This window comes from Planctomycetia bacterium, assembly GCA_034440135.1.
Lineage (GTDB): Bacteria > Planctomycetota > Planctomycetia > Pirellulales > JALHLM01 > JALHLM01.
The window spans coordinates 1-5368 of record JAWXBP010000139.1; the positions used below are offsets into that span (position 1 = coordinate 1).

Below are 5368 nucleotides of genomic sequence, written 5' to 3' on the forward strand. Positions count from 1 at the left end.
CGGCGGCGGGGGCGGTGAAATTGGCGAGGAAGCGATGCGGGAGGCGCTACTGGATTATTACTTTGCCCGGCTCGCGAATCCCAAGGCGGAAGACCCGTACGCGGGGTTGCTAGGTTCCTCGGTACTCGGCGGCGAAGCCTGGTGGGAGAAGCTGCTAGGCGAAGGTTGGGAGCAGGCGTTGTAAATCGGCTGCGCGGGCTTTCAGGACCACTGTTGTCGACAACCTTCCGATTCTTGGCCGCCGGCGCGAGAGAATCCGATTCTTCGATGGTCGCTGGCGATGGCACGTTGAGGGCGCATCGCGGGTCCCCCTGGTCCTGCACATGGTCCCCCCGCTTTTGCCGTGCGGACCAAGTGGACTTCGCCGCAACATTTCTGGTCGCCGGACGAATGAACCGTTAAGGTCGGACGAGGTTATGGTTTGCGCCCCGGCCGGCGTTATTTTCCGGCGAAAAAAACCTCGAAACCGGTATCTGCCCTCAAAGTCTTTGCCGAGTTATACTTGTGCGGGGGTAAGCGGCGCCGAGCGGGCAATGCCCGGGCCGGGCCGTTCGACGTAAACAGCGACAATTCACGAACAACATTTCGCGGTCGCGCGAATCGACAATCATTCGACCTTGGCGTTCGATATGGACCCTCTCGCCGACGGCTGGGATAGCGGAGTGGAATACGCCTCGCTGTCCAACATCGGCATGCGCCGGACCAATAACCAGGACTCGTTCGCCGTCGTCGTGGCGGGAGACGAGGCCAGTTTCCGGCAGCGCGGCCACTTGTTCATGGTGGCCGACGGCATGGGCGCCCACGCGGCGGGCGAGCTCGCCAGCAAACTGGCCACGGATAGCGTCCCGCACACGTACTACAAGCTCCGGGAAGAAGCGCCGCCGACCGCCCTGCAGCGGGCGATGCTCGACGCCAACGAAAAAATTCACGAACGCGGGACGGCGAATCCCGAGTTCAAAGGGATGGGCACGACATGCTCCGCGCTGGTCTTGCTGCCGCAGGGCGCTCTGATCGCCCACGTCGGCGATAGCCGCGTGTACCGACTGCGGGGCGACAAACTGGAGCAGATGTCGTTCGATCACAGCCTCGTCTGGGAAATGCAGTCGGGCAGCCAGATCAACGAGCAGGAAGTGCCGTCGTATATCCCGAAGAACATCATTACCCGCTCGCTGGGCCCGAACCCGCAAGTGAAAGTGGACTTGGAAGGCCCTGCTCCGCTGCAGGTGGGCGACACCTTCCTGACGTGCAGCGACGGTCTGACCGGCAAGGTGGAGAATGAGGAAATTGCCGCCCTGCTCAGTACACTAAGCTGCCAAGAGGCGGCTGAGGTGCTGATCGACCTGGCCAATCTGCGCGGCGGCCCGGACAACATAACGGTGGTGGTGGTGCGCGTGGTCGGGGCGCATCTGACGCAGGCGCCGGCCGGCGGCTTCGAGACGCCGGCGCCGGCCAATTCCAGCGCTGGGTCCGCGGTCCATCCGTTTGTCTGGGGGATGCTGACTGCGTTTGTTCTGGTGGGCGGTATTCTGGCTGTGATTGGCCGTTATATGGCCGCCGGGGCGGCTTCGATCGGGGCGTTGATCACAGCGGTGTACGCCGCGATCCGACTGTTGAGCAGCGGCGAAAGCGCCAGGGGACATGGCGCGAACTCTCAGTTCGGAGCGGCGCCTTACACGACGACGCCTGTCAAAATTGATCGAGAAATGGTCGACCGTCTCGCCAAGACGATCCAGCAGTTGAAAGACGCGGCAGTGGGGCAGGACTGGGTGCTGGACTGGCACCGCTTCAATCAGCTCGCCGGCAACGCCGCGGACGAGGCGCAACAATCTCAGTTTGTCGCTTCGGTCCAGCACTATTCCCAGGCGATCCGGCACATGATGTCGGAGCTGCGGAACCAGCGACGCCAGCGCGAAGCCGGCGGCGATACGCCTGAGGCCGCGTTGCAGGCTTGAGCTTCGCCCTGCGGCGAACATCGGGCGATCCACTCTTGACTGCGCCGGCGCAGCACTTTTTTGTTAATTGTCGCGGCTAAAGCTTGACTGTCGCGTCGCAGCGAAACTACTATGTCGCTGCCGGGCGGGGCAGGCGTTCTGGCGCTACCGGCATCGATTTTACGGCGCGAACTCCGCGCTGGGTCGTTGCGCGCGTGGCCAATGGCCGCTTCTGCCTCCGCCATCGTGGCATGGATGCCCGCCGACAGCCATCGTTTTCGCTTGTACCACTGGCCATCCGTGATGCGTCGGCGGTCGCGTTAAGGATGAATCGCTGTCGCTGATTGCGATCCCTCTGATCGCCCGCGGGTATCGCCTTGCTGTGGCACTCGTAACGACCAGCTCTGCAGGCTGGTTCGCGACGCGTCCTTGATCAGCCCTTGGATCGACGCCGGAATTGAGAACTCATGAGCATGCCGCGCCTACGAAAACTTGCCTCGCGCCGCCGCAAACAACGTGCTCGCCAACTGCAGACGGAACGGTTGGAAGCGCGCCAACTCCTGATCGGGACGCCGCTCGGCCAGTTCGTCGACGCCGCGTACCAGGACGTGTTGGAGCGGCGCGCGGAATCGGGCGGGCTGGAATTCTGGTCCGACCTCCTGGGCACGAAAGCCATCAGCCGCGAGGACGTGGCGCGGTCGATTCTGAATTCGGCCGAATACACGCGCGGCGAGGTTTCCGACCTGTACACCGAGTTGCTCGGACGCCCGGCCGACGCTGGCGGGTTGAATTTCTGGACCGCGGCCGTGCAAGGCGGGACCAGTCTGCTTGACGTGCAGGCCGGATTCCTGGGCTCGAACGAGTATTTTGGCAATCATGGCGGCGCGAACGCTTCGTTCGTGGCGGCGGCCTATCAAGACATTCTCGGCCGTCCGGCCGCAACGTCGGAAAGCGACTACTGGCTCGGACAACTCGGTTCGATTTCGCGCCAACAGGTGGCGCGGCAAATCATCTACAGCCCCGAGAATCTGCAACAGGAGGTGGACGGTTGGTATCAGCTCTATCTGCATCGCGGCGCCGACGCGGGCGGGCTTGCTTACTGGACCAACCTGCTTTCCACCGGAACGAACCCGACCGCGATTCAAACCGGCTTCATCGCGAGCCCGGAATACTACGAACGCGAAACCGCGCCGGCGATCCGTGTTCCGACGGCACAGACCCCCAGCGTGGCGACCACGATTCATTGGGGCGGCAACACGGAATTGCACAGCGAAGTGGGCTTGTTCGTCGTCGAGAACGACGCCGGCGTCGTGGGCGGGCTCGCGCCAGGACACCAGGACTATGTTCAGGCGGCGCTGTCAAGCGCCAGCCGGCAGGTGATCTTTACTAAGGATCAGGCGCCGACCAGCACGAGCGTCGCGCCGGGAACTTTGCCTGGCAGCACGACATTGCAACTCCCGGCCGGGGCGCTGTTGGGCATCTACCTGGTTCAGAATGGCGCGGCGGCAGAGGCTTTGCCGCCGGTCCCGCGGGCCAGCCGTCCGAACGTCTTCTTCAGCTTTCCGACCGGCAATGGCGACGTCTTCGATCACTATCGCTACGGCAATTACGTCGTGGTGGGCATCGAAGACTTGACCAGCGGGGGCGACAAGGACTTCAACGATGTCGTCCTCCAGTTCGAGTTCCCGGCGGAGGACACGTCGCCGCCAGTGAATCAGCCGCCAGTGTTCGCGGCGATCGCCGATCAGACGATTCCCGAAGAAGCGCCCTGGCAGTTCCAAGTCGCGGCGACCGATCCCGACGGTCCGGCGAGCGCGATTCGCTATTCGTTGGACTCTGCCAGCACGGCGCTCGGCATCGCGATCGATCCAGTCACCGGATTGATTGCCTGGACGCCGAACGAAACGCAGGGACCGGGAACGTACTCGCTGATCGTGCGCGCGACGGACGGCGCCAATCCGGCCGGGATCGGCGAGCGGACGTTCCTGGTCAACGTCTCGGAACTGAATCGACCGCCGGTGCTGGCGGATATCCCCTCGCGCACCGTGAGCGCCGGGCAGAACGTGTCGATCACGGCCGTGGCGACCGATCCGGATCTGCCGGCTAACACGCTCCTTTTCAGCCTCGACACAGCGACCGCGCCGGCGGGCGCCACGATCGACCCGGCGACCGGCGTGTTCAATTGGACGCCGACGCCGGACCAGGCCGGGGAATCGTTCACGGTGACAGTGCGCGTTTCCGACCAGGGAACTCCGGCGCTGACGGATGAGACGCAATTCACGCTCAGCGTCGACGATTGTTCCTTCGACGGCGATCCCGAGGCCTGGACGAGCTTCGAGGACGGCGGCAGCGAAACCGGCGCCGGCACGACTTCGATCGCAGAGATGGCGGCCACGCTGGTGGAAGGAGATTCTTTCGTCGTCGGCATCCAGCGCGAGATCGTGATTCCGGCCACGGCGTCGCAACTGCGGTTCAGCATCTTTGACGACGCGTTCGACACCTCGAGCAGCGGCGAAATCCGCGACGCCTTCGAGGCGGCGCTCGTCGATGACCAGGGGCGCAGCGTCGTGCTGCCGTTCGCGAATGGTCGCGATGCGTTCTTCAATCTCACGGAAGGCCTGCCCGCGGCGATGGGTCCGGGCGTCGCCTTCGATGGCAACAGGGTGGTGGTGGATCTTTCGGGCGTCACGGTTAGTAACGCGCGGCTGATCTTCCGGCTGGTCAACAACGACGCCGATACGGAATCCACGGTGTCGCTCACCTGCGTGCGCGTGGAAGCGCTGGCGGCGCCGCTGTTGGCGACGTCGCCGTTCGCGCAGTCGAATACGACATCGACGCAGACAAATCCAAGTCACGGCGCGGCAAACAACGTGACGCCGATGGGACCGGCGCTCCCGGCGGGCGTGATGCCGCGTAGTGCGCCGACGGCCGCGAGCACCGTGACGACACAGGACTTGCCGTTGCCACCGGGACCGCCGCCGATCGACGCCTTTGCCATCGACAACCGCGGCAAAGACTTTTGGCTCGGCTTCGCGGACAACTTGCTCGAAGGGGGCAATCAGGCCACGAAGACGTTGTTCATCACCGGCGACATCGCGACGACCGGCAACGTCAGTGTGCCGGGGCTGGGGTTCTCGCAGGATTTCGTTGTCAATCCCGGTGAAGTCACCGCCGTGGTGTTGCCGACGCAGGTCGAGGTCGAAGCGATCGCCGCGATCCAAGACCTCGGCATCCACGTGGTGGCCGTCGACGAGGTCACTGTCTACGGACTCAACCGCGCGCAGAACACGACCGATGCGTTCCTCGCGCTGCCGACCGATTCGCTCGGCACCGAGTATATGAACCTGACCTACCGCAACGACGGCTTTTTCCTGGCCTTCATTGCCGGTACGCAATTGCTGATCGTCGGGGCGCAAGACGATACGCACGTGACTATC

3 protein-coding genes are annotated in these 5368 nt (G+C 63.8%); all 3 read left to right on the top strand.

Annotation, left to right across the window (positions count from 1 at the left end; genetic code table 11):
• The coding region (locus SGJ19_07990) for a hypothetical protein (protein ID MDZ4780176.1) at nt 1-184 on the top strand (184 nt) is incomplete at its 5' end.
• A 445-nt stretch (nt 185-629) separates the two neighbouring features.
• Nucleotides 630-1952: a PP2C family serine/threonine-protein phosphatase gene (locus tag SGJ19_07995; GenBank protein MDZ4780177.1), complete on the top strand. Its 1323-nt coding sequence runs from the start codon at nt 630-632 to the stop codon at nt 1950-1952.
• A gap of 446 nt (nt 1953-2398) precedes the next feature.
• Nucleotides 2399-5368: DUF4214 domain-containing protein (locus tag SGJ19_08000; GenBank protein ID MDZ4780178.1), on the top strand; the 2970-nt coding region annotated here is incomplete at its 3' end.

What these genes read in the sequence shown, in the direction of transcription:
- SGJ19_07995 (MDZ4780177.1), top strand. Translation starts at nt 630, where the DNA reads ATGGACCCTCTCGCCGACGGCTGGGATAGCGGAGTGGAATACGCCTCG.